This is a genomic window from Polaromonas sp. P1_E12, from assembly GCF_056405975.1.
In genome coordinates this window covers 114,165-135,903 of the sequence record NZ_JBFUBB010000009.1, presented here as the reverse complement: position 1 = coordinate 135,903, position 21,739 = coordinate 114,165, and the positions used below count along the sequence as shown (strand labels likewise).

Here is a 21,739-nt window from a genome sequence, read left to right as displayed (position 1 = left end):
CATGCGGCATTTACAAGACCAAACCGTGTTGATTCTGGGCCTGGGCGCGTCCGGCCTGGCCATGGCGCGCTGGTGTTCGCGCCATGGGGCGCACGTGACGGTCGCCGACACGCGCGAAGCGCCACCCTTGCTCGCCACCTTGCGCGAAGAACTTCCGGGTGTGGAATTTGTGGGAGGCGCCTTCACGCCCGAGCTGGTGCAGGGTACGGCCGTACGCGCCGTCTATCGCTCGCCCGGTCTGACGCCCGAGACCATCGCGTCCGTGGCTGATGCCGCGCGCGCCATGGGATTGCCTGTGGGTGGAGAACTGGATTTGTTCGCGCGGGCTTTGGCGGATCTGCGCGAGCCACCGACCATTGAGGTAGTCGAAGAATCCGACCAAGCTGTTGTAGCTCCCGAGCCAATGGCTGACGTGCCCTTGCCCGATGCGCCCGAAGCTGTTGACGAAGCCGCTGTAGCCGATGCCGCTGATTCACCCGAAGACCAGGCCGCTGTGGCGGCCGACACTTCAGGCGATCTGCAAGAGACGGTCATTGCCGCACCGGATGCCGCGGACGACGCGCCGGTTCCAGATGAAGCCGGTGAAGATGCCACACTGCCCGCGGCCCTGCTGGCCCTGGTGCAAGTCGAACCTGTGCCGGGCTACCGCCCCGCAGTGCTGGCCATCACTGGCACCAATGGAAAAACCACGGTGACCTCGCTGCTGGGCCAACTGGTGCAGCGCGCCGGAAAAACCGTGGCCGTGGCCGGCAACATAGGCCCGACGCTGCTCGACACGCTGTCGGCCCATATGGACGCCGAAACCCTGCCCCAAGTCTGGGTGCTGGAGCTGTCCAGCTTCCAGCTGGCCGATGTGCAAGGTTTTGAGCCGACGGCTGCCGTGGTGCTCAACATCACGCAGGACCATCTGGACTGGCACGGCGACATGGACGCCTACGTCGCGGCCAAGGCCAAGGTCTTCGGTGTCAGCACCTTTATGTTGCTCAACCGTGACGATGCCCGCGTGATGGCCATGCTGCCACCGCCTGTCAAGGTGCGCCTGAAGCCACCTCAAGTGCGCGCCCATGCGACCTTCGGTGCCGGCGAGCCGCAGCGTCCCGGCGACTACGGCATTGAAACCGTCAACGGCATGACCTGGTTGGTGCGCGCGGCCGAGGCCGACGAAACCATCAAGCGCCGCAAAGACGAAGAGGTAGAGCTGCACGTGCAGCGCCTGATGCCTATCGAAGCCCTGCGCATACGCGGGCGGCACAACGCCACCAACGCCCTGGCGGCGCTGGGCCTGGCTGTGGCTGCGGGCTGCAACCTCGCCCCCATGCTGCACGGCCTGCGCGAATACCGCGGTGAGCCCCATCGCGTGGAGTCGGTGGCTGTCGTCAATGACGTTGAATACTTCGACGACAGCAAGGGCACCAACGTGGGCGCCACCGTGGCGGCTCTGACAGGGTTGGGACTGGAGCGCAAGCTGGTGCTCATTCTGGGCGGCGAAGGCAAGGGGCAGGACTTCTCACCGCTGGCCGACCCGGTGCAACGCCACGTCCGGGCCGTGGTGCTGATAGGGCGCGATGCGCCTCTCATCAAGGAGGTCTTGCCCCGCAATATTCCAGTGTTCGACGCCGTATCCATGGAGGAAGCGGTCACCCTGGCCGCGCAGCAGGCACAGACCGGTGACGCCGTCCTGATGTCGCCGGCCTGTGCAAGCTTCGACATGTTCGACAACTACGAGCACCGGGCCAAGGTCTTTTGTGAAGCCGTGCAGGCGCTGGCGCAAGAACAGGGGCAAGTGCTGTGACGGCTGCCGCACGCTTTTTCGGCTGGTTCTCCGGTTTCGGCAAGGCCGCGTCGGAAGTCCTTCCCGTGCGGCTTGGCGGACACAGCCGGCCACAGACGCTGGCCGCACCTCCTGTTCGCATGGCCGGTTTTGACCAGGCGCTGCTGTGGGTCACCGTGGCCTTGTTGATGTGGGGCCTTGTGATGGTGTATTCAGCTTCCGTGGCCATGCCCGACAACCCCAAATTCGCGCGCTATGCGCATACCCATTTCCTGCTGCGCCATGTGTTGTCGCTGGTGGTCGCTCTCATCGTTGCCGTCCTGGCATTCCAGGTGCCGCTGGCCACATGGGAAAAACTGGCGCCCTGGCTGTTTGTCCTCTCCCTGTTGCTGCTGATACTGGTCCTGGTGCCCTTTATCGGAAAAGGCGTGAACGGCGCCCGCCGCTGGATTTCGCTGGGCATCATGAACTTTCAGCCTTCAGAGCTCGCGAAATTCGCGGTGCTTCTCTATGCGGCCGATTACATGGTTCGCAAGATGGAAGTGAAAGAGCGCTTCTTCCGCGCGGTGATGCCCATGGCTGTGGCCATAGCAATTGTCGGATTGTTATTGCTGGCCGAACCCGACATGGGCGCGTTCATGGTGATCTCGGTCATTGCGATGGGTATTCTCTTCCTGGGCGGTGTCAATGCCCGCATGTTCTTTGTCATCGCGGCTGTGGTGGTGGTTGCCTTCAGCTTGATGGTGATGCTCAGCGAATGGCGGCGTGAGCGCATCTTTGCCTACCTCGACCCGTGGAGCGATAAATACTCCATGGGCAAGGGCTACCAGCTCTCCCACTCCCTGATTGCCTTCGGCCGCGGCGAGATTTTCGGTGTGGGTCTGGGCGGCAGCATTGAGAAGCTGCATTGGCTGCCCGAAGCGCACACCGACTTCCTGATGGCCGTGATTGGCGAAGAGTTTGGCCTGTTGGGTGTGCTGGCTGTGATCGGCATGTTCATGTGGATGACCCGCCGCATCATGCACATCGGCCGCCAGTCGATTGCCCTGGACCGCCTGTTTGCCGGTCTGGTGGCGCAAGGCGTTGGCATCTGGATAGGTTTCCAGACCTTCATCAACATTGGCGTGAACCTCGGTGCGCTGCCTACCAAGGGTCTCACACTGCCGCTGATGAGTTATGGCGGTTCGGCGATTTTGATGAACCTGATTTCTTTGGCCGTGGTGTTGAGGATTGACTATGAGAATCGCCTGCTCATGAGAGGAGGCCGCGCATGAGCAAGCAACACTGTGCTTTGGTGATGGCCGGAGGAACGGGCGGGCACATTTTTCCGGGCCTGGCAGTGGCTGAGGCCCTGCGGGAGCGCGGCTGGCGGGTGCACTGGCTGGGCGGGCGTGGCAGCGCAGTCCGCCCCAGCATGGAAAGCCAGCTGGTGCCGCCCCGCGGCTTCCCTTTCGAATCGATTGATTTTTCCGGTGTGCGAGGCAAAGGGCCGGTCACGCTGGCATTCTTGCCCCTGCGCCTGCTCAAGGCGTTTTGGCAAAGCATCCAGGTGGTACGCCGCGTCAAGCCCGATGTGGTGGTTGGCCTGGGTGGCTACATCAGTTTTCCGGCCGGGATGATGAGCGTGCTGTTGGGTAAGCCCCTGGTTCTGCACGAGCAGAACTCGGTGGCGGGTATGGTCAACAAGGTGCTGGCGAGTGTGGCTGACCGCGTCTTCACCGCATTTCCGGGCGTGTTGCCCAAAGCCGAATGGGTAGGCAACCCCCTGCGGCCAGCATTTACCCGGCAGCCCGGCCCGCAAGAGCGTTTTGCCGGACGCAGCGGTCCCCTGAAACTGCTGGTGGTCGGCGGGAGCCTGGGCGCCCGGGGGTTGAACGAGCTGGTACCCAAAGCCCTCGCACTGATCCCTGAAGCAGAACGACCACAGGTCCTCCACCAAAGCGGCGCGCTGCAGATTGAAGAATTGCGCGCCAACTATGCGGCGGCTGGCGTATCGGCCGAGCTCACGCCTTTCATTGAAGACACCGCGAAGGCCTTCGCCGATGCCGACCTGATCATTTGCCGCGCTGGCGCCAGTACGGTCACGGAAATCGCCGCGGTGGGCGCTGCGGCAGTGTTCGTGCCTTTTCCCGCTGCGGTCGACGACCACCAGACAGTCAACGCGAAGTTCCTGGTCGACCAGGGAGGCGGATGGCTGATCCAGCAGCGCGACCTCAGCGCCGGAATGCTGGCAGAAATGCTACAAAAAACAGAGCGGCTTGCGCTTTTCCAGAAAGCCTTACAGGCCAAAACGATGCAAAAAACTGAAGCCACGGCCCGTGTGGTGGCCGCTTGTGAGGAGCTGGCGACATGAAACACGCCATCAAAAACATTCACTTCATCGGTCTGGGCGGCGCCGGCATGTCTGGCATCGCAGAGGTGCTGCACAACCTGGGATACGTCATTTCGGGGTCTGACCTGTCAGACAGCCCAACGCTGCGACGCCTGGGCAAGCTCGGCATCAAGACCTTCGTCGGCCACACCGCCGGCAACCTTGAGATGGTCGACGCCGTGGTGACATCCACCGCCGTACAGGCCGACAACCCCGAGGTTCTGGCGGCGCGTGAAAAACGCATTCCCGTGGTGCCGCGCGCGCTGATGCTGGCCGAACTGATGCGCCTGAAGCAGGGCATCGCGATCGCGGGGACCCACGGGAAAACCACCACCACCAGTCTCGTCGCCAGCGTGCTGGCCGAAGGCGGCCTGGACCCGACCTTTGTCATCGGCGGGCGCCTCAACAGCGCCGGCGCCAACGCCAAACTTGGTTCCGGCGACTACATCGTGGTCGAGGCTGACGAATCGGACGCTTCATTCCTGAACCTGCTGCCCGTGATGGCCGTCGTCACCAACATTGACGCCGACCACATGGAAACCTATGGCCACGATTTCGGCAACCTCAAGAAGGCTTTTGTCGACTTCCTGCACCGCATGCCTTTTTACGGTACGGCGATCTTGTGCACCGACGACCCGGCCGTGCGCGACATCCTGCCGCAGGTTTCCTGCCCCATTACCAGCTATGGTTTCGGCGAAGATGCGCAGGTGCGCGCCGTCAATGTGCGGCCGGTGGGCGCACAAATGCATTTCACGGCACAGCGCCGCAATGGCGTGACCTTGCCCGACATGGACGTGGTGCTCAACCTGGCCGGCGAGCACAACGTGCTCAATGCCCTGTCGGCCATTGCCATTGCCGTTGAGCTCAACGTGCCCGACGCGGCAGTACAGAAAGCGCTGGCTGAATTCCGGGGCGTCGGACGGCGCTTCCAGAGTTACGGGGACATGCCGGCCAAGGGCGGCGGGCATTTCACCGTGATAGAAGACTATGGCCATCACCCGGTGGAAATGGCCGCGACGCTGGCTGCCGCGCGCGGCGCCTTCCCCGGCCGGCGACTGGTGCTGGCTTTCCAGCCGCACCGCTACACCCGCACGCGTGACTGTTTTGAAGATTTCGTCAAGGTCATCGGCAACGCCGATGCGGTTCTGCTGTCCGAGGTATATGCCGCCGGTGAAGCACCCATCGTGGCCGCAGACGGACGCTCGCTGGCGCGGGCTTTGCGCGTGGCCGGCAAGGTAGAACCTGTCTTTGTGGACGAGATCGATGCCATGCCGCAGGCCATCCTCGACAACACGCTGGATGGCGACATCGTGATGTGCATGGGTGCCGGATCCATCGGCATGGTGCCCGCAAGGGTTGCAGAAATGCTGGAGCCGGCAGGGCATGGCGGCACCAGGGAGGTCCGGACATGAAAGCAGACATGTTGAATTTTGGAAAAGTCGCCGTCCTGATGGGCGGGCTATCGGCCGAACGCGAAGTTTCGCTGATGTCTGGTAACGGGGTACTGAAAGCGCTTCGCTCGCGTGGCGTGGATGCCCACGCCTTCGATCCTGCCGAGCGCGACCTGAGCGAGCTGAAGGAGGATGGGTTCGAGCGTTGCTTCATCGCATTGCATGGACGCTTCGGCGAGGATGGCACGGTGCAAGGCGCGCTCGAATTGCTGGGCATTCCCTACACCGGCTCCGGCGTCATGGCTTCCAGCATGGCCATCGACAAGGTCATGACCAAGCGCGTGATGATCTCCGAAGGATTGCCGACACCTCAATACCGCCTGTTGCGCCGCGGCACTTATGGCGCTGCCGACATTGCCGCGTTGCCGGATGCGCTCGGCCTGCCGTTGATCGTCAAACCGGCACGCGAAGGTTCATCGATCGGGCTGACCAAGGTGACGGAACGCTCCGCCATGGCCGGCGCAGTGGCACAGGCCGAAAAACTCGATGCCGATGTCCTGTGCGAGCAATTCATCAGCGGTGACGAAGTGACCTGCCCGGTGCTGGGTACCGGTGCCGGCGCGCGCGCGCTGCCGGTCATCCGCATAGTAGCGCCCGACGGTAACTACGACTACCAGAACAAATACTTCACCGACAGCACCCAGTACCTGGTTCCCTGCGGGCTGCCCGAGGGCGAAGAGGCGGTCATCCAGCAGCTTGTGCTGGACACCTTTCGCATTCTCAATTGCCGCGGCTGGGCCCGCGCCGACGTGATGATAGACAAGGCCACGCGCAAGCCCTACCTGCTGGAGATCAACACGTCGCCGGGAATGACCGGGCATTCGCTGGTGCCCATGTCCGCCCGTGCGGCCGGAATCTCGTATGAAGACCTTTGCATCGAAGTGCTGAAGACTGCTTCGCTCGATCACCAGAAACACGGAGGAGCCGCCACTTGAGCAGAGCCCTGCCACTGCCGCCTTCCTTGCCGCTGGACGTCAAGCTCATGAACACCTTCTCGGTGGTTCTGGGCCTGGCGTTTGCCGCCATGGTTGCGTCACTGGCTGTGGCGTGGCTCATGCGCCAGTCCCTGTTCAGCCTGAGCGCGATCCGTGTGGAGGGCGACCTGGCGCACAACAACGCGGTGACGCTGCGGGCCAATGTGGCGCCCAGGTTGTCCGGCAATTTTTTCACGGTGAACCTGGGTGCCACGCGCGCGGTGTTCGAGTCTGTTCCCTGGGTGCGCAGGGCGCTGGTGCAGCGCGAATTTCCCAACCGGCTGAAGGTGGTGCTGCAGGAACACAAGCCGGTGGCGTTCTGGGGGGCTGAGGGCGATGCCCGGCTCGTCAACAGCTTTGGTGAAGTGTTTGAGGCCAACCAGGGCGACGTCGAGGCAGAAGACCTGCCGGTGCTCAATGGGCCGCCGGGTCAGGCGGCGCAGGTACTGCAGGCCTACCAGGCGCTTGCGCCGATGTTCGATGAAACAGATGCCACGCTGGAGCAATTGCAGATGACCGGCCAGGGTGGCTGGCGTGCCCAGCTGGACAGCGGCGCCGTGATCGAGCTCGGGCACGGGTCACTGGACGAAATACAGGCACGCACCCGCCGCTTTATTGCCACGGTGACGCAGGTGTCATCCCGGTACGGGCGGGACCTGGAGTCCGCCGACCTGCGTTACGGCAATGGTTATGCGATCAGGCTCAGGGGTGTCACCACGGGAAGCCCCGCTGACAAAGACGACGGAAAGAAAAAAAGGTAAACATATGGCCAAGGAATACAAAGATCTGGTGGTCGGGCTGGACATCGGAACCAGCAAGGTCATGGCGGTGGTGGCCGAGGTCATGCCGGGCGGGGAGCTCAAGCTTGCCGGCCTGGGCATCGCGGCGAGCAACGGGCTCAAACGCGGGGTGGTTGTCAATATTGACGCCACGGTGCAAAGCATCCAGCAGGCCCTGAAAGAGGCCGAACTGATGGCCGATTGCAAGATCGCCCGCGTCTACACCGGCATTACCGGTAGCCACATCCGCGGCATCAACTCCAGCGGCATGGTGGCGGTCAAGGACAAGGAAGTCACGCAGGCCGACGTGGCGCGCGTGATCGAGACGGCCAAGGCCATCAACATCTCGACCGACCAGCGCCTGCTGCTGGTGGAGCCGCAGGAGTTCGTGATCGACGGCCAGGACGTGCGCGAACCCATCGGCATGAGCGGCATACGCCTGGAAGCCAAGGTGCACATCGTGACGGGCGCCCAGAGTGCTGCTGAAAACATCATCAAATGTGTGCGGCGCTGCGGGCTTGAAGTCGATCAACTCATGCTCAATCCGCTGGCTTCGAGCCTGGCGGTATTGACACAGGACGAGCAGGAGCTCGGTGTGGCCATGGTCGATATCGGTGCCGGCACCACCGACGTGGCCATCTTCACCGGTGGCGCCATCCGGCACACCGCGGTGATCCCGATCGCCGGTGACCTGATCACCAGCGACATCGCGATGGCGCTGCGTACGCCCACCAAGGACGCAGAAGACATCAAGGTGGAAAGCGGTTACGCCAAGCAGCTGCTGGCCGACCCCGACACGCAGGTGGAAGTGCCGGGTCTGGGAGACCGGGGGCCGCGCATGCTGAGCAAGCAGGCACTGGCGGGCGTGATCGAGCCGCGCATCGAGGAAATTTTTTCGCTGGTCCAGCAGGTGATCCGCGAGTCGGGCTACGAAGAGGTGTTGTCTTCGGGCATCGTCATTACCGGTGGCAGTGCCGTCATGCCCGGCATGGTGGAGCTCGGCGAGGACATCTTCCTCAAGCCCGTGCGACGCGGCATACCGCGCTACAACAGTGCGCTGTCAGACATGGTGGCCCAGGCCCGGGCAGCCACGGTCATGGGCTTGCTCGAAGAAGCCCGGCTTGCGCGCATGCGGGGCTACAAGGTGTCGCAAAAGGCAGGCAGTGTGCACAACGCATTCGGCCGTGTCAAAGACTGGTTTGTGGGGAACTTCTGATGAAAACCTACTTCACTTTTATCGGCAGACCATCCCGTTGTATGCATTCCGGCGGGGCGGATCCCCCTGCATGAAGAAGCCATGTCAACCATAAATACAAATTTCCGATTATTGGCAACTGCAGTTTATTGATTAGGAGGCTCCCAATGAGCATCGAAATGATTGAAATCGAAGAATTTAACCAGGGCACACAGATCAAGGTGATCGGTGTGGGCGGCGGTGGCGGCAATGCCGTTGGGCACATGATCGAATGCGGCGTACAAGGCGTCGAATTCATCTGCGCCAATACCGACGCGCAGGCGCTCAGCCGCGGCAGCGCGCACAAGACCATCCAGCTGGGTGCCAGCGGCCTGGGCGCGGGCAGCAAGCCCGACAAAGGGCGCGATGCAGCCGAGCTGGCGGTGGACGATATCCGCAGCGCCATTGCTGGCGCGCACATGTTGTTCATCACCGCGGGCATGGGCGGCGGCACCGGTACCGGTGCGGCTCCTGTGATCGCGCGCGTGGCCAAGGAGATGGGCATCCTGACCGTCGGCGTGGTGACCAAGCCGTTTGATTTTGAAGGCGGGCGCCGCATGACCAATGCCGACCTCGGCCTGGCCGAACTCGAAGCCAACGTTGACTCACTGATCGTGGTGCTCAATGAAAAGCTGCTCGAAGTGCTGGGCGACGACGTCACGCAGGATGAGGCTTTTGCCCATGCCAACGACGTGCTGAAAAACGCCGTCGGCGGCATCGCCGAAATCATCAACGTGCCCGGCCACGTCAACGTCGACTTTGAAGACGTGCGCACCGTGATGGGTGAACCCGGCAAGGCCATGATGGGAACGGCCAAGGCCAACGGTCCTGATCGTGCGCGCATCGCCGCCGAACAGGCTGTAGCTTGCCCGCTTCTGGAAGGCATTGACCTGTCGGGCGCCAAAGGCGTTCTGGTGCTGATCACCGCGGCCAAGGGCTCGCTCAAGCTGAGCGAATCCAAGCTGGCGATGAACACCATCCGCGCATACGCTTCCCCCGATGCGCATGTGATCTACGGCACGGCCTACGACGATGAGCTGGGCGACGACATCCGTGTGACCGTGGTCGCAACGGGCTTGTCCCGCCAGGGCGTGCGCCGCCATGCGCCGCCGCTGCAGGTGCTGCGCACGGGTACTGACAACGTGCCGTTCAACGTCCCGACGCTGAACACAACGGCCAATGGCGCCGGCACGGCGCAGACGGCCATGGGATCGGCACAGCCTGACTACGGCAACATGTCGGTGCCCAGCGTGTGGCGCACCAACCGGACCCAGGCGGCGGCAAAAGTCGATGCCCTGGCTTCCGGCGGGATGGACGACTTCGAGATTCCTGCCTTTCTGCGCAAGCAGGCCGATTAAGGTTCTCGCAAGTGGATCATTAAAAGGGTGGACTGGTTGCAGTCCGCCCTTTTTTCTGGCCTTTCCAATTCGGAGCATCTCAGGAAGAAGGAGGTCGCCATGGACATGCGAGGGCTTTGCGCCGCGCTGGTCGTTCTTTTCGCACAACCTGCGGTTGCCCAGACCGCCAGGCCCGAGGCGGCCGAAAAAGTGAGTTGGCCCAGCATGGTGTGTGCGGGTACTCCCTTTGTCTGCAACAAGCTCCATGCGCAGGGCTACCTGTTCAGCCAGCCCGGGCAGACGAAGATTGTGCTGATCTCGCACGGATCGCAGGGTATCGACAGCCGCATGTTCGACTATGTGGACAGCCTTCAGAAGGAGGGTTTCGCAGCGCTGGTGATCGATCACTGGAAGCCTCGAGGCATCGACGTGACGCACAACGACTATCCGGCGGCGTCGCGCAAAGGCGGTAACGAATTCAATATGGCCATTGACAGCCTCGCAGCTGCCGGCTGGTTGCGCGGCCGCGGTTTCGAGAAGGTCGGCAGCATCGGTGAGTCGCAGGGTGGCGGTGCCGCAGTCATGATGCAGCAGAAATTCGCCCACGCACTGATTGAGCGCAACATGCGGCGCTTGTACGCCGACGACTTCAACCTCAAACCCGTCGATGCGGTGGTGGGTTTGTATGGCTACTGCGGTTACCGCAATGCCCGGCGTGACGCCTACGTGAATTCCCCATTTCTTTTCATCACGGGTGAAGTGGACGACGAAACCCCGAGCCGGTACTGTGAACGCCACGTGGGCTGGATGAACGGGCGCGGCGGCAACGCGAAGATCGTGGTACTGGAAGGCGAGGGCCACAGTTTCGACGCGCCTTACAAACGGCAACGCAATGTCTTTGGGCCGCACTATGCCAAATGCGATGTTTTGGTCGACGAATCGGGCGTGACCGAACTTAACAGCGGCATCACCATGCCCGGCGACGACGTCAACGCCATGATGGCCCGATGTGTCAGCAAGGTTTTCCACACGGGCTACTGGAAGAATCGCTTCGTCGCGGTGCCGCACTGGACGGCATTCTTCAGGCAGCACCTGTAGCAGGGCAAGACTTGTAGCACTTTGGCTATGGTGGCCATCAAAGACTCCAACTGCGGCAATCGGCTGCAACACTTAAAATCACCCATATGCTTCAGCAACGTACCCTTAAATCCCTGACCAAAGCCGTGGGCGTGGGCCTGCACAGCGGCCAGCGGGTGGAACTTACCTTGCGCCCCGCCGCGCCGGACACGGGCATCGTGTTTCGCCGTGTGGATTTGCCGCAGCCGGTGGACATCGCCATCTCCGCGCAGGCCGTGACGGACACACGGCTGGCTTCCACCATTTCCAGCGGCAACGCCAAGGTGCACACGGTAGAGCATTTGATGTCGGCTTGCGCGGGCCTGGGGATTGACAACCTGTATGTGGACATCACGGCGGAAGAGGTTCCCATTCTGGATGGTTCGGCTTCCTCTTTTGTATTTTTGCTGCAATCTGCCGGCATTGCGCTGCAGGCCGCGCCCAAGCGCTTTATCCGCGTGATCAAGCCTGTGGAAGTGCGCGAAGGCGAGGGCGCCACGGCCAAGTGGGCGCGTTTGAGTCCCTACGAAGGCTACAAACTCAGTTTTGAAATTGATTTCGACCACCCTGCGGTGGACTCCACCGGCCAGCGCGTGGAGTTCGACATGGGTTCGGGCGCCTACACACGCGACATCGCGCGGGCCCGTACCTTCGGTTTCACCAAGGATGTGGAAATGATGCGCGCCAATGGTCTGGCGCTGGGTGGCGGACTGGACAATGCCATCGTCATGGACGACTACAAGGTGCTCAACAGCGACGGGCTGCGTTACAACGACGAATTCGTGAAGCACAAGATCCTCGATGCCATGGGCGACCTCTATTTGCTGGGCAAACCGCTGTTGGCCGCCTACAGCGCATTTCGCTCCGGCCACGCAATGAACAACAAGCTGCTGCGCGAGCTGCTGTCGCACCAGGACGCCTACGAAGTCGTCACCTTCGAGGACGAGAAAAAAGCACCGCAGGGCTTCGCCACACTGGCGCGTGCCTGGTAGGGCCGGCGGAACACGCCATGCTGCTGTTTCGCTGGCTCATCCTGCTGTTTTTGCTGGCCGCGGTGGTGTCGTTCATGTTTTACGCCGGCACCGGACAGCCACGGTTCAAGCAGTTCGGGCTCACCATTCTCAAGTGGACGCTGATCGCCGCGTTTGGCTTTTTCGGCGTATTGGTACTTGAGCGTCTGGCATAGCGTCAGCCATCGTGACTGCGATGGCGGCCCAGCCGCTGCCTGTTGGCGATTGTCGGCTGGTCCGTTTTATGGTCCTTACCGCTATAGTTCGCTTATAACGATTTGCCCCTGCACCGGGCGGTAACGCTGAGGCGCCGTGTGCATGCGCCTGTGGTGTTCGATGACCTGCCCCCCGGCATAACTCCCGGAGATGACCCATGAGCTTCATCAAAATCCTTATCGTGCTCGGCCTTGCTGGTTTTGGGTATCAATACTGGACCAAACACCGTGAGGGCCAGCCGGTGGTGGCCTCAACTGGCTCTGCGGGAAGCTCAGGTTCAAATGGATTTGTGGCGTTGCCCGGAACGAGCAGTACCGCTTCCAATGCGGTACAGGTTATTGCCGCCGAGGATTGCCCGGAAGAGGCGGCCCAGCGCGCGAATAGCCTGGCCGAGCAACTTTCGGGCAAGGGGATTCCGGTTACCCGCACCCACAGTATCAGCTTCACCGTGACAAGTGGCGATGCCGCCGACGCCCAGCGCATCTCGTCCATCATGAGTGGCGAACTGCCCATAGTGCTGGTGCGCGGAAAAGCCAAGTCGAACCCTTCATTGGATGAGGTGGTCGCTGAATACCGCGGCCGCTAAGGCGCAGATCACCGCGATCTAACGGCTTCGTCCGTTCCTGTAGTTCCCCGTGGGTTTTGCGCCGGTTCCCGCCGCCGCAGCCAGCCTCTGCATCGCGGTACCGACATGGGCGTGGGTAATCGCCAGCCCCAGCGCATCGGCCGCGTCTTTGCCGGGCAGGGAGGGCAGCTTCAGCAGGCGCATCACCATCTCCTGCACCTCGGCCTTGCCCGCCTTGCCATAGCCCGCAACCGCCTTTTTGAGCTGTAGCGCCGTGTATTCGGCCACTGTCAGCTGGCGCGAGACCAGGGCCGTGATGCAGGCCCCGCGCGCCTGGCCCAGCAGCAGCGTCGCCTGCGGGTTGACGTTCACAAAGACGATTTCGACAGAGGCCGCATCGGGCTGGTAGCGCTCCACCACTTCGCACACGCCCTCGAACAGCACCTTCAGCCGGCCCGGCAAATCGCTGCGTTCCATATGCGTGGTCTTGATGGTGCCGCTGGCCACATAACGCAGATGCTGGCCGTCCATGTCGATCACGCCAAAACCTGCGACCTGCAGGCCGGGGTCGATGCCGAGGATTCTCATATGCTATACATTTGATAGCTGCTCGCGCATGGTTTCATTGGGTTACAGGCCAAAATACCATCTAACTGAATGAAAAAATATGGGTGCGCCAAAGCACAGCGCATCCACGCGGTCCAGCAGGCCGCTGGCACCGGTGACGCCCACGCCGCGGTTCCCCCAGTTGGGAATACCGCGATCACGCTTGAGGGCTTTCATCACCAGGTGCCCGAGCGAGCCTGATACGCAGGCAATGAAGGCCATGGCCACCGCCTGCGCCGGCTTGAAGGGCGTGAGGCCCGCGAGCAGGCCGCCCAGCAGGCTGGCCCCAACGACGGCGATCAACCAGCTGGTCCAGTTAAAGCTCTTGCTGACATTGGGCGCGCTGCCCGGCCGTTGCAGTTTGCGGCCCACCAGGTGCTGGACGATCATGCAGCTTTGCACTACAAACACCAGGAAGAACACCAGAAAGGCGTTTTTGCCCTGGTAGTTGGGAAACTTCAGCAGCAGCAGGGCAGGCACATGGCTGATGCCGTAGACGCAGACCATGATGCCCCATTGCAGCTTGGCGTTGCGTTCGAGGAAACGGTGCGGGTCGTCGGCCAGCGCGCTGACCACCGGGATCGCCAGGAACACGTAGACCGGAATGAACACGGTCACCAGGTCAAAGTGCCGCGTGATGACCAGTGCAAACTGCACCGGCAGCACGACAAAAAAAGCCAGCACCAGACTGCGGTGGTCACCCTGCCGGGTGGGTGAAAGCGTGATGAACTCGCGCAGCGCAAAAAAGGCGACCATGCCGAACAGCACGGTCGCCACGGTTTCTCCCAGCGTCCAGCCGATCCAGAACACCGTGGACATGAACCACGAGGTGCGCAGCAGGCCGTTGAATTCTTTCAGCTTCTGGGTGTGCAGGTCGTCTTCATGGGTGTCCTTCAGCGACATCACGAAGGCGGCCACACTGATGAGTGTCAGGATGCCGAACACCAGCACGAACAGCAGGCCGACCTGGTGTGAGGGAGAAAGGTTGCGCAAAAAGGTGTTCATCAGGATTCCAGGCCTTGTGTCAGGTTTCCCTGAGATCCATGACGGCCTGGCGCGCACGCGTCAGGAATTCGCCCCGGTCTTCCCCGGCACCCAGCGCAATCGGCGCGCCGAAGGTGACCGAACAGAGAATGGGCACCGGCACGACTTCCCCCTTGGGCATGACGCGCTGCACATTGTTGATCCAGGCCGGCACCAGCACCACCTGCGGGAATTTGAGTGCCAGGTTGTACAGGCCCGCCTTGAATTTTTGCGGCTCTTCGTGGTTGCCGCGTGTGCCTTCCGGAAAGAGGATGATCGAGTCACCGCTGGTCAGGGCCTCGATCAGCGGCTCCAGCGGGTCCTGGTCGCCGGTCTTGGCACGGTCCACGTAAATCGCATTGAAGACCGCCGTGGTGATCCATTTCTTGAAAGGCGTTTTGGTCCAGTAGTCTTTCGCGGCGATCGGCCGCGTGATGCTGCGAAGCTCTTCCGGCAGCGCCGCCCACATCAGCACCAGGTCGGCATGGCTCTGGTGGTTGGCAAAATAAATACGCTGTTCCGCCTTGGGCGGGCAGCCTTGCCAGCGGGCCTGTGCACCGGTCAGCGTGCGGATCAGCCCCAGCAGGAAAAGCCCCATCAGCTTGGCCAGGATGGGAGAAAATTTGTCGTTCATGGGGTTCGGCCCTTTTTGCTGTTCAGCATTCAGGGCAGTTCCACACCGCCCATGCGGGCCGTGATGGTGCTGGCGCGCGAAGCCAGGTAGCCCGAGCCGGGCCGCGTTTCAAAGTATTTGGGGCGCGGCAGCATGACGGCCAGCCGCGCGGATTCATAGGCGCTCAGTTTTGACGCAGGCTTGCGATAGTAATGCTGCGCTGCGGCCTCGGCGCCAAAAATGCCTTCGCCCCACTCCACGCTGTTGAGGTAAATCTCCAGAATGCGCTCCTTGCCGAGCAGGGCTTCGAGCAGCAGCGTCAGCACCAGCTCCTGGCCTTTGCGGAGCAGCGTGCGCTCACCCGACAGGAAAAGATTTTTGGCGAGCTGCTGGGTAATGGTGGAGCCGCCAATGATTTTCACCGGTCTGGCGGGTGTCGCCGTTGCCTTGGCGGGAGCCAGGCGGCTGGCGGACTGTGCGGCGCGCAGCTCGGCCTTGGCGTTTTTGTCCCAGGCTTTCTCAAGTGCCTCCATGTCCACGCCGTCATGCTCGGCGAAGCTGGCGTCTTCCGATGCGATTACCGCACGCTTGAGGTTGTCCGGCAGGTCGTCGTAAGGCACCCATTGCTGCCGCCATTTGAGGGATCCGGTGTTGCGAACTACCAGGTAGGCTTCCGAGCGCTGAAAAGCGGTGGATTCCGGGTCCACCACGGCCATCATGGCAATGCGCGCCACAAAAAACAGTTGCAGCGCCAGACCTGCCAGCAGCCCGAGGCCGATGAGTCTGAAGAGCGCTTTCATGGCGTGCGTGCCTTCATGCCAGCTGCGCCCGCATTTCCCGCAATACCTGGGCAGAGGGCGGACGAACCCCGCGCCACAGCGCGAAGGCCTCGGCGGCTTGCTCCACCAGCATGCCCAGCCCGTCGCGCGGCGTCGCGCCGTTTTCCCGGGCCCAGGCCATGAAGCCCGCAGCTGGGGGGCCGTACATCATGTCGCAGGCCAGCGCGCCGGGCTTGAGTACGCTCGCCGGAACCGGCACACCCGCGCCCGCCAGGCTGCTTGCGCTGGCATTGACAATTACATCGAAATAGCCCTGCAACCCTTGTAAGTCGTGCGCGAGCAGCTCCGTTTTTTGTAGCAAACCTTGCATGGACGAGTGTGCCCGGTGCCGTGCCACCAGCACGTCGGCTTTCGCCCGCGTGCGGTTGACCAGCACCAGACGGCGTGGCCCGGCCCCCAGCAGGGCGGCCAGCGCGCCGGCACCGGCACCCCCCGCTCCGATCAGCAGCACGTCGCGCCCGGCCAGCGAAACACCGGCGTTGTTCTGGATGTCGTTCACCAGGCCTACGCCGTCGGTGTTGTCGGCGTGGATGGCGCCGCCTTGCAGCACCAACGTGTTGGCGGCCTGGGCCAATTGCGCCCTGTCGGTCCGTGTGCTTGCGGCTTCAAAAGCTTGCAGCTTGAAAGGCACGGTGACGTTGCAGCCTTTTACGCCGCCCCGTACCAGTTCAGCCAGTGTGGCGCCGAACGCCTCCAGCGGCACCAGCAGGCGTTCGTACTGCAGGGATTGCCCCGTGAGCTCCGCAAATCGTGCGTGAATCAACGGAGACTTGCTGTGCGCGATCGGGTTGCCCAGGACGTAGTATTTATCCATGGCGGGGCCGGGTGTTCATGTGCGTGGGGCTGAAAGCAGCAGTCGGGGCTAGCGGCTGGTGAGTTTGGTTTCAAGCGTGTCATCGCGCGTGAACTTGAAGCGCGACACCACCACGATCTGGTCCGCCTTGCTGCGCATCGCATCGCTGAACTTGCCGAAAGGCCCGGTGCCGCGCACGATGCTTTGCGCACGCCGGTCCAGCGTCAGGTTGCCCGAGGTCTGCACGACTTCCGTGTCGATCACGCTGCCGTCAAAATTCACCGTCACAATCATCGTGAGTTCACCGTACAGTTTTTTGCCGGCCAGCTCGGGGAAGTTCACCGTCCCCTTGTCTTCAATCTTGCGGCGCAGTTCGTCGTAATAAACGGCGTAGACCTCTTCACGTGTGGCCGGGCTGATGTAGCGCTTTTTCGGCCGTGCGTTTTCTTCGTTGATGCGCCGCTCGATTTCCGCCAGGATCTTGACGAGCTGCTTGCGTTTTTCCTCGCGCTCGGCCTGCGCCGGGTTGTTGGCGGGCTGTGTTGGGTCGGGCGGTGGCATGGAGGCCAGCTGCTTTTTGATTTGCGCGAGCAACTGGGTTTGCTGCTCCTGCAGAGAATCGACCTTGCGCTGGGCGTCTTCGGTGGCGTCGCCCAGCTCCATCAGGGCCGAAGGCGGCAAGGGGGAGGTGGCGCGGCCTTTTTCCATCTCGCCACCACCGGCCAGCGAGGCCTGCGCGATGGCTTTGGCAAAGTCAGGCTTTTCGTTGGACTTGGCGTTGACCAGGATTACTTCCAGCGGCGTGTCCTGAAAGACGCGGTTGAAGCGGTCCGGATCAACAAAACGCGCCGTCAGCAACACCGCATGAAAGGCGATGGAGGCGCCCAGGGCGATTTGCAGTGTGCTTGGTGACTTCACAGGAAGAGATTATCGGTGTTTATGAGCGTATTGCGGTGTTAACCGGCGACCGGAGCCGCCACAGCGGCATCGGTTTGTGGCTCATTGACATCGACTGCAATCGAGATCGGGCCGGCGGCCATCTCGGACTCGCCATCCTCCTCGCCCAGCGGATCAGGAGACTCATCCATCTCCACGTCCAGCCGCTCGACCACTGTGCCGGAAATATCCAGTGTGATCTCGTCGATCTCGCCCAGCTTTATACGCACTTTCGCGCCACGCGGCAGGCCCTGCGCACCGGCGGCCGGCAGCACCAGCGGCAACTCGTCGGCGCGCACCAGGTTGTCCTTGAAGGCGGTGGCGGTCAGCTCGGTGAGGCTGTTCTGCTGCAGGTATTTGAGTGTCCAGTAGCGCTCGATGCCGGCCTGGAAACCGTTGTAGGCGCTGTAGGCGGCATCAAAGCCCGAGATGATGGAAAACAGCTCGGCGTCCTTGGGCTTGAACGGCGCAGCCAGTGCCGCCGTGCGGCCATGGCGTGCGCAGGCAATGATTTGCCACTGGTTGACCAGGTCGGTGTAGCGGCGCAGTGGCGAAGTGCTCCAGGCATAGCTTTTGACGCCGATGCCCGCATGCGGCAGGGCCTTGGTGCCCATGCGCACTTTCACGCCGGGCAAGAGGCTGGCCTGGCTGCGGTAAATGCCAGGCACGCCGTGCGCGGCCAGCCACTCGCCCCAGGTGCTGTTCGCCAGGATCATGGCCTCGGCCACGATCAAATCCAGCGGTGCGCCGCGCTGGCGCGTACTGATGCTGACCGTCTCGTTGCCCTGGGGCTCGGCGCCTGTGGGGTTGTCCAGCCTGAAGTTGTAGTCTGGCCGGTTGAAGTTTTCTGGCTTGCCGCGCACGATTTCGCGCTGCGCCTTCAGATGTTTGGCCAACCGGTGCAGAAAGGTCAGCTCCACACCCCATTGCACGCCGGTAGGCGGATTGCTTTGCGCGGTTTCAAAAAAAGCCTCGGTGAAGGTGCTGTCCAGCACGTCGTGGCGCAGGTTGCTGACGATGGGCACCAGCTCCAGTCGGGTGGCGCTTTCCTTGATTTCGAGTGTGGCCTCATCCAGCGTGAGGTACAGCGACAGCGCAGGGCAGTTGCGGCCTTCCTGCAGCGTGTAGCTTTTGACGATTTCATCCGGCAGCATGGTCAGCTTGTAGCCGGGCATGTACACGGTGGAAAGCCGCGCGCGGCCCACGGTGTCGATCGGGCTGCCGGGCAATACGGCCAGGCCTGGCGCGGCGATGTGGATGCCAAGCGTGACAGTGCCGCTGCCCAGGCCCTGCACGGACAGCGCATCGTCGATCTCGGTAGTGGCTGAGTCGTCGATGGAGAAAGCCTTCACATCGGCCAGCGGCAGCTCGTCCTTGACTTCAGGCGCTTGCAGCGCCGGAAAGCCCGTGCCCTTGGGGAAGTTCTCAAACAAAAAGCGCTTCCAGTGAAACTGGTAAGGCGAAGCGATGGCGCCGGCCTTTTGCAGCAAATCGAGCGGCGCGGTGTGCGTGGCGCGCGAGGCTTCGACGACTGCCTTGTATTCGGCGCTGTTCTTGTCGGGCTTGAAGAGGATTTTGTAAAGCTGATCGCGCACCGGCGCAGGGCATTCGCCGCGGCCCAGTTCTTCGGCCCAGGCGGTGATTTGCGCTGCGACCTGCTTTTTCTTTTCGATGGCGGCCAACGCCTGCTGCAGGATTTCCGCCGGTGCCTTCTTGAAGCGGCCCTTGCCGGCACGGCGAAAGTAGTGCGGCGCGTCATACAGGCGAAAGAGCGCGGCGGCCTGTTGCTCCAGCGAGGCGGCTTTGCCGTCGGCGCTGAAGTAATCGCGCGCCAGGTCGGCAAAGCTGAATTCGTCTTCGCTGGCGAATTCCCAGGCCAGATCCAGCTCAATATCGTGGCTCAGCTTTTGGCCGGCGGCCACCATCTCGGCAGGGGATGGCTTTTCAAACTTCAGCAGGGCATTAACGCCCTTGACCTTCACACGCTTGCCCGAGTCGAGCTCAACCTGCAGCGACGCATCGCTCTCGGACAAAATGCGGCCGGCCAGGAACTTGCCGGCTTCTTCAAACAATACAAACAAAACGGGATCCCTTTGGTGTCTTTGATGACTTGAGACTAGTGTAATCAGGGCTGCTTCAGAGAGATTTCAGGCCAATGCCAGGAAGTCGAGGATGGTCGGCAGATGCCGGTCAAAGTCGCTCAGTGCATGGTCACCGCCTTCCAGCAGCCGGATGTGAGCGCCCGCATAACGGGCCGTCATTTCACGCCAGTCCAGCACTTCATCCCCCTTGGCAATGATGGCGAGGTAGTTTTGCGGCGCTTTCAGCGGCCCGGCCTGCTGCGCTTTCAGCTCATCCACAAAGCGGGGCTCGAAGAAAAAGTGCTCTTGCGGGTTGTGCCAGGCCGTTTGCTCGCCGATGTAGCGGGCGAGGTCGCGCGCCGGCTCCACGGCCGGGTTGAGCAGCACGGCCTTGCACCCAGCCTGTTCGGCCACCGCAGTGGCGTAAAAGCCGCCCAGCGAAGAGCCGATCACGCCCATGCTTTGGTAGCCCGACTTGCCGGGCCAACCGGCAATTTCGTCCTTCACCATCTGCAGCGCGGCGTGCGGCGAAGGCGGCAGCTGCGGGCACCACCAGTGAACGGCGGGATGGCGCTGCTGCACGGCAGCGGCCATTTTCCGGGCCTTCACGGATTGCGGGGACGAGCGAAATCCGTGGAGATAGAGCAGGTGGGTGGTGCGCATGCCGCATGTTAGACGGGCCGGCCACCCCCAGGTTTTGCCGGAGCCGATTTCCCGGGTTTCGCGGTGTTTGATGCCGGTTTTAAGTGAAACAGGGTTTTTGGTCAATCAGGCCGGGCGCAAGCTGCTATGTAATTGATAGCAATGCCCGCTTTCGCGGGATGCCCGGCCACGCGTTTTCGGCTTCAAGGCTGACGGATAATCCGCGCATGGCCGCCGTTTTCGACAAACCCTCCCTTTATCAGCGAACCTTGCCTTTGCTCCAGGGCTTTGACGGCCTGCTGGCGTTTGCGGTGTTTTTGCTGGCCTGTGCAGGCCTCCTGATCATGTATTCGTCAGGGTATGACCACGGCACCCGGTTTGTTGACCATGGCCGCAACATGCTGATTGCCGGCGCCATCATGTTTGTGGTGGCCCAGGTTCCACCCCAGCGCCTGATGGCGTTTGCCGTGCCGCTGTACATCGCCGGCGTGGCCTTGCTGGTGGCGGTGGCGATTTTCGGCGTCACCAAAAAGGGCGCGCGGCGCTGGCTGAATGTGGGCGTGGTGATCCAGCCCAGCGAAATCCTGAAAATCGCCATGCCGTTGATGCTGGCCTGGTGGTTCCAGAAGCGCGAAGGACAGTTGCGCCCGCTGGACTTCCTGGCCGCCGGGCTGCTGCTGGTCGTCCCGGTCGGGCTCATCATGAAGCAGCCTGATCTGGGAACCTCCCTGCTGGTGCTGGCCGCGGGGCTCGCGGTGATCTTTTTTGCCGGGCTGAGCTGGAAGCTGATCCTGCCGCCGGTGCTGCTGGGCCTCATTGGCGTGTTCCTCGTGGTGTGGTTCGAGCCGCAAATCTGCGCCGACGGCGTGCGCTGGCCCATCCTGCACGACTACCAGCAGCAGCGCATCTGCACGCTGCTCGACCCGTCGCGCGACCCGCTGGGCAAGGGCTTTCACATCATCCAGGGCATGATCGCCATCGGCTCGGGCGGCATCACCGGCAAGGGCTTTATGGCCGGAACGCAGACACACCTGGAGTTCATTCCCGAGCGCACCACCGACTTCATCTTCGCGGCGTACTCCGAAGAGTTCGGTCTGTTGGGTAACCTGTTGTTGATTGCAGCGTTCATCTTCCTGATTTTGCGCGGGCTGGCCATTGCGCTGGAGGCATCGACCCTGTTTTCGCGCCTGCTGGCCGGTGCGCTGACCATGATTTTTTTCACCTATGCTTTCGTCAACATGGGCATGGTCAGCGGCATCCTGCCCGTGGTGGGCGTGCCGCTGCCTTTCATCAGCTATGGCGGCACGGCCATGGTGACGCTGGGACTGGCCATCGGCATGCTGATGTCGATCGCCAAGGCCAAGCGCTTGGTGCAGAGCTAA

At 62.2% G+C, this 21,739-nt stretch carries 21 protein-coding genes; 13 read left to right on the top strand and 8 right to left on the bottom strand.

The window, feature by feature from the left end:
- Position 1: 1 nt before the first annotated feature.
- The 12 genes from murD to AC1D13_RS21800 all read left to right on the top strand — a co-directional run bounded on the left by murD (position 2) and on the right by AC1D13_RS21800 (position 12,845).
- Entirely contained in the window at positions 2 to 1,792 is a 1,791-nt protein-coding gene (murD, locus tag AC1D13_RS21855; RefSeq protein ID WP_457281101.1) for a UDP-N-acetylmuramoyl-L-alanine--D-glutamate ligase, read from the top strand.
- Positions 1,789 to 3,045, top strand: coding sequence for a putative lipid II flippase FtsW (gene ftsW / locus AC1D13_RS21850; RefSeq protein ID WP_457281100.1), 1,257 nt, complete (start codon positions 1,789 to 1,791; stop codon positions 3,043 to 3,045). The genes murD and ftsW overlap by 4 nt, the downstream gene beginning before the upstream one ends.
- Complete coding sequence (murG, locus tag AC1D13_RS21845) at positions 3,042 to 4,124, top strand: undecaprenyldiphospho-muramoylpentapeptide beta-N-acetylglucosaminyltransferase (protein ID WP_477690282.1); 1,083 nt, start codon at positions 3,042 to 3,044, stop codon at positions 4,122 to 4,124. The genes ftsW and murG overlap by 4 nt, the downstream gene beginning before the upstream one ends.
- Positions 4,121 to 5,554, top strand: a complete 1,434-nt coding sequence (gene murC, locus AC1D13_RS21840) for a UDP-N-acetylmuramate--L-alanine ligase (protein ID WP_457281098.1) — start codon at positions 4,121 to 4,123, stop codon at positions 5,552 to 5,554. The genes murG and murC overlap by 4 nt, the downstream gene beginning before the upstream one ends.
- Positions 5,551 to 6,528, top strand: coding sequence for a D-alanine--D-alanine ligase (locus tag AC1D13_RS21835; protein WP_457281097.1), 978 nt, complete (start codon positions 5,551 to 5,553; stop codon positions 6,526 to 6,528). The genes murC and AC1D13_RS21835 overlap by 4 nt, the downstream gene beginning before the upstream one ends.
- Positions 6,525 to 7,328 carry a cell division protein FtsQ/DivIB gene (locus AC1D13_RS21830; RefSeq protein WP_457281096.1) on the top strand — a complete coding sequence of 268 codons (804 nt, stop codon included), beginning with the start codon at positions 6,525 to 6,527 and terminating at the stop codon, positions 7,326 to 7,328. The genes AC1D13_RS21835 and AC1D13_RS21830 overlap by 4 nt, the downstream gene beginning before the upstream one ends.
- Before the next feature lie 4 nt (positions 7,329 to 7,332).
- Positions 7,333 to 8,562, top strand: coding sequence for a cell division protein FtsA (gene ftsA, locus AC1D13_RS21825; protein ID WP_431098281.1), 1,230 nt, complete (start codon positions 7,333 to 7,335; stop codon positions 8,560 to 8,562).
- A gap of 146 nt (positions 8,563 to 8,708) precedes the next feature.
- Entirely contained in the window at positions 8,709 to 9,938 is a 1,230-nt protein-coding gene (gene ftsZ, locus AC1D13_RS21820) for a cell division protein FtsZ (protein WP_457281095.1), read from the top strand.
- Positions 9,939 to 10,037: 99 nt separating this feature from the next.
- Positions 10,038 to 11,015, top strand: coding sequence for a dienelactone hydrolase family protein (locus AC1D13_RS21815; protein ID WP_477690281.1), 978 nt, complete (start codon positions 10,038 to 10,040; stop codon positions 11,013 to 11,015).
- Between the two features lie 86 nt (positions 11,016 to 11,101).
- On the top strand, positions 11,102 to 12,025 hold the full coding sequence (lpxC, locus tag AC1D13_RS21810) for a UDP-3-O-acyl-N-acetylglucosamine deacetylase (RefSeq protein ID WP_457281093.1): 924 nt from the start codon (positions 11,102 to 11,104) through the stop codon (positions 12,023 to 12,025).
- Between the two features lie 17 nt (positions 12,026 to 12,042).
- Positions 12,043 to 12,219, top strand: coding sequence for a hypothetical protein (locus AC1D13_RS21805; RefSeq protein WP_457281092.1), 177 nt, complete (start codon positions 12,043 to 12,045; stop codon positions 12,217 to 12,219).
- A 197-nt stretch (positions 12,220 to 12,416) separates the two neighbouring features.
- Positions 12,417 to 12,845 (top strand): hypothetical protein, encoded by a 429-nt coding sequence (locus AC1D13_RS21800; RefSeq protein WP_457281091.1) that lies wholly within the window; start codon positions 12,417 to 12,419, stop codon positions 12,843 to 12,845.
- 18 nt (positions 12,846 to 12,863) lie between these two features.
- Here AC1D13_RS21800 and ruvC read toward each other — a convergent pair whose 3' ends face one another.
- The 8 genes from ruvC to AC1D13_RS21760 all read right to left on the bottom strand — a co-directional run bounded on the left by ruvC (position 12,864) and on the right by AC1D13_RS21760 (position 20,378).
- A complete protein-coding gene (gene ruvC, locus AC1D13_RS21795; protein ID WP_457281090.1) occupies positions 12,864 to 13,412 on the bottom strand; it encodes a crossover junction endodeoxyribonuclease RuvC in 549 nt (182 codons plus the stop codon).
- A 42-nt stretch (positions 13,413 to 13,454) separates the two neighbouring features.
- The gene (locus AC1D13_RS21790; protein ID WP_457281089.1) at positions 13,455 to 14,435 is read right to left on the bottom strand and encodes a phosphatidate cytidylyltransferase; all 981 of its coding nucleotides are present in this window, start codon (positions 14,433 to 14,435) and stop codon (positions 13,455 to 13,457) included.
- Between the two features lie 19 nt (positions 14,436 to 14,454).
- Positions 14,455 to 15,087, bottom strand: a complete 633-nt coding sequence (locus tag AC1D13_RS21785; protein ID WP_457281088.1) for a lysophospholipid acyltransferase family protein — start codon at positions 15,085 to 15,087, stop codon at positions 14,455 to 14,457.
- Between the two features lie 29 nt (positions 15,088 to 15,116).
- Positions 15,117 to 15,866 (bottom strand): transglycosylase domain-containing protein, encoded by a 750-nt coding sequence (locus AC1D13_RS21780; RefSeq protein ID WP_457281087.1) that lies wholly within the window; start codon positions 15,864 to 15,866, stop codon positions 15,117 to 15,119.
- Positions 15,867 to 15,879: 13 nt separating this feature from the next.
- Positions 15,880 to 16,719, bottom strand: coding sequence for a shikimate dehydrogenase (gene aroE / locus AC1D13_RS21775; RefSeq protein WP_457281086.1), 840 nt, complete (start codon positions 16,717 to 16,719; stop codon positions 15,880 to 15,882).
- A gap of 48 nt (positions 16,720 to 16,767) precedes the next feature.
- Complete coding sequence (locus tag AC1D13_RS21770) at positions 16,768 to 17,616, bottom strand: energy transducer TonB (protein WP_457281085.1); 849 nt, start codon at positions 17,614 to 17,616, stop codon at positions 16,768 to 16,770.
- A 38-nt stretch (positions 17,617 to 17,654) separates the two neighbouring features.
- Positions 17,655 to 19,715 carry a ribonuclease catalytic domain-containing protein gene (locus AC1D13_RS21765; protein WP_477690280.1) on the bottom strand — a complete coding sequence of 687 codons (2,061 nt, stop codon included), beginning with the start codon at positions 19,713 to 19,715 and terminating at the stop codon, positions 17,655 to 17,657.
- 66 nt (positions 19,716 to 19,781) lie between these two features.
- On the bottom strand, positions 19,782 to 20,378 hold the full coding sequence (locus AC1D13_RS21760; protein ID WP_477690279.1) for a YqiA/YcfP family alpha/beta fold hydrolase: 597 nt from the start codon (positions 20,376 to 20,378) through the stop codon (positions 19,782 to 19,784).
- A 206-nt stretch (positions 20,379 to 20,584) separates the two neighbouring features.
- Here AC1D13_RS21760 and rodA point away from each other — a divergent pair, with 206 nt between their 5' ends.
- Positions 20,585 to 21,739 carry a rod shape-determining protein RodA gene (rodA, locus tag AC1D13_RS21755; RefSeq protein ID WP_457281082.1) on the top strand — a complete coding sequence of 385 codons (1,155 nt, stop codon included), beginning with the start codon at positions 20,585 to 20,587 and terminating at the stop codon, positions 21,737 to 21,739.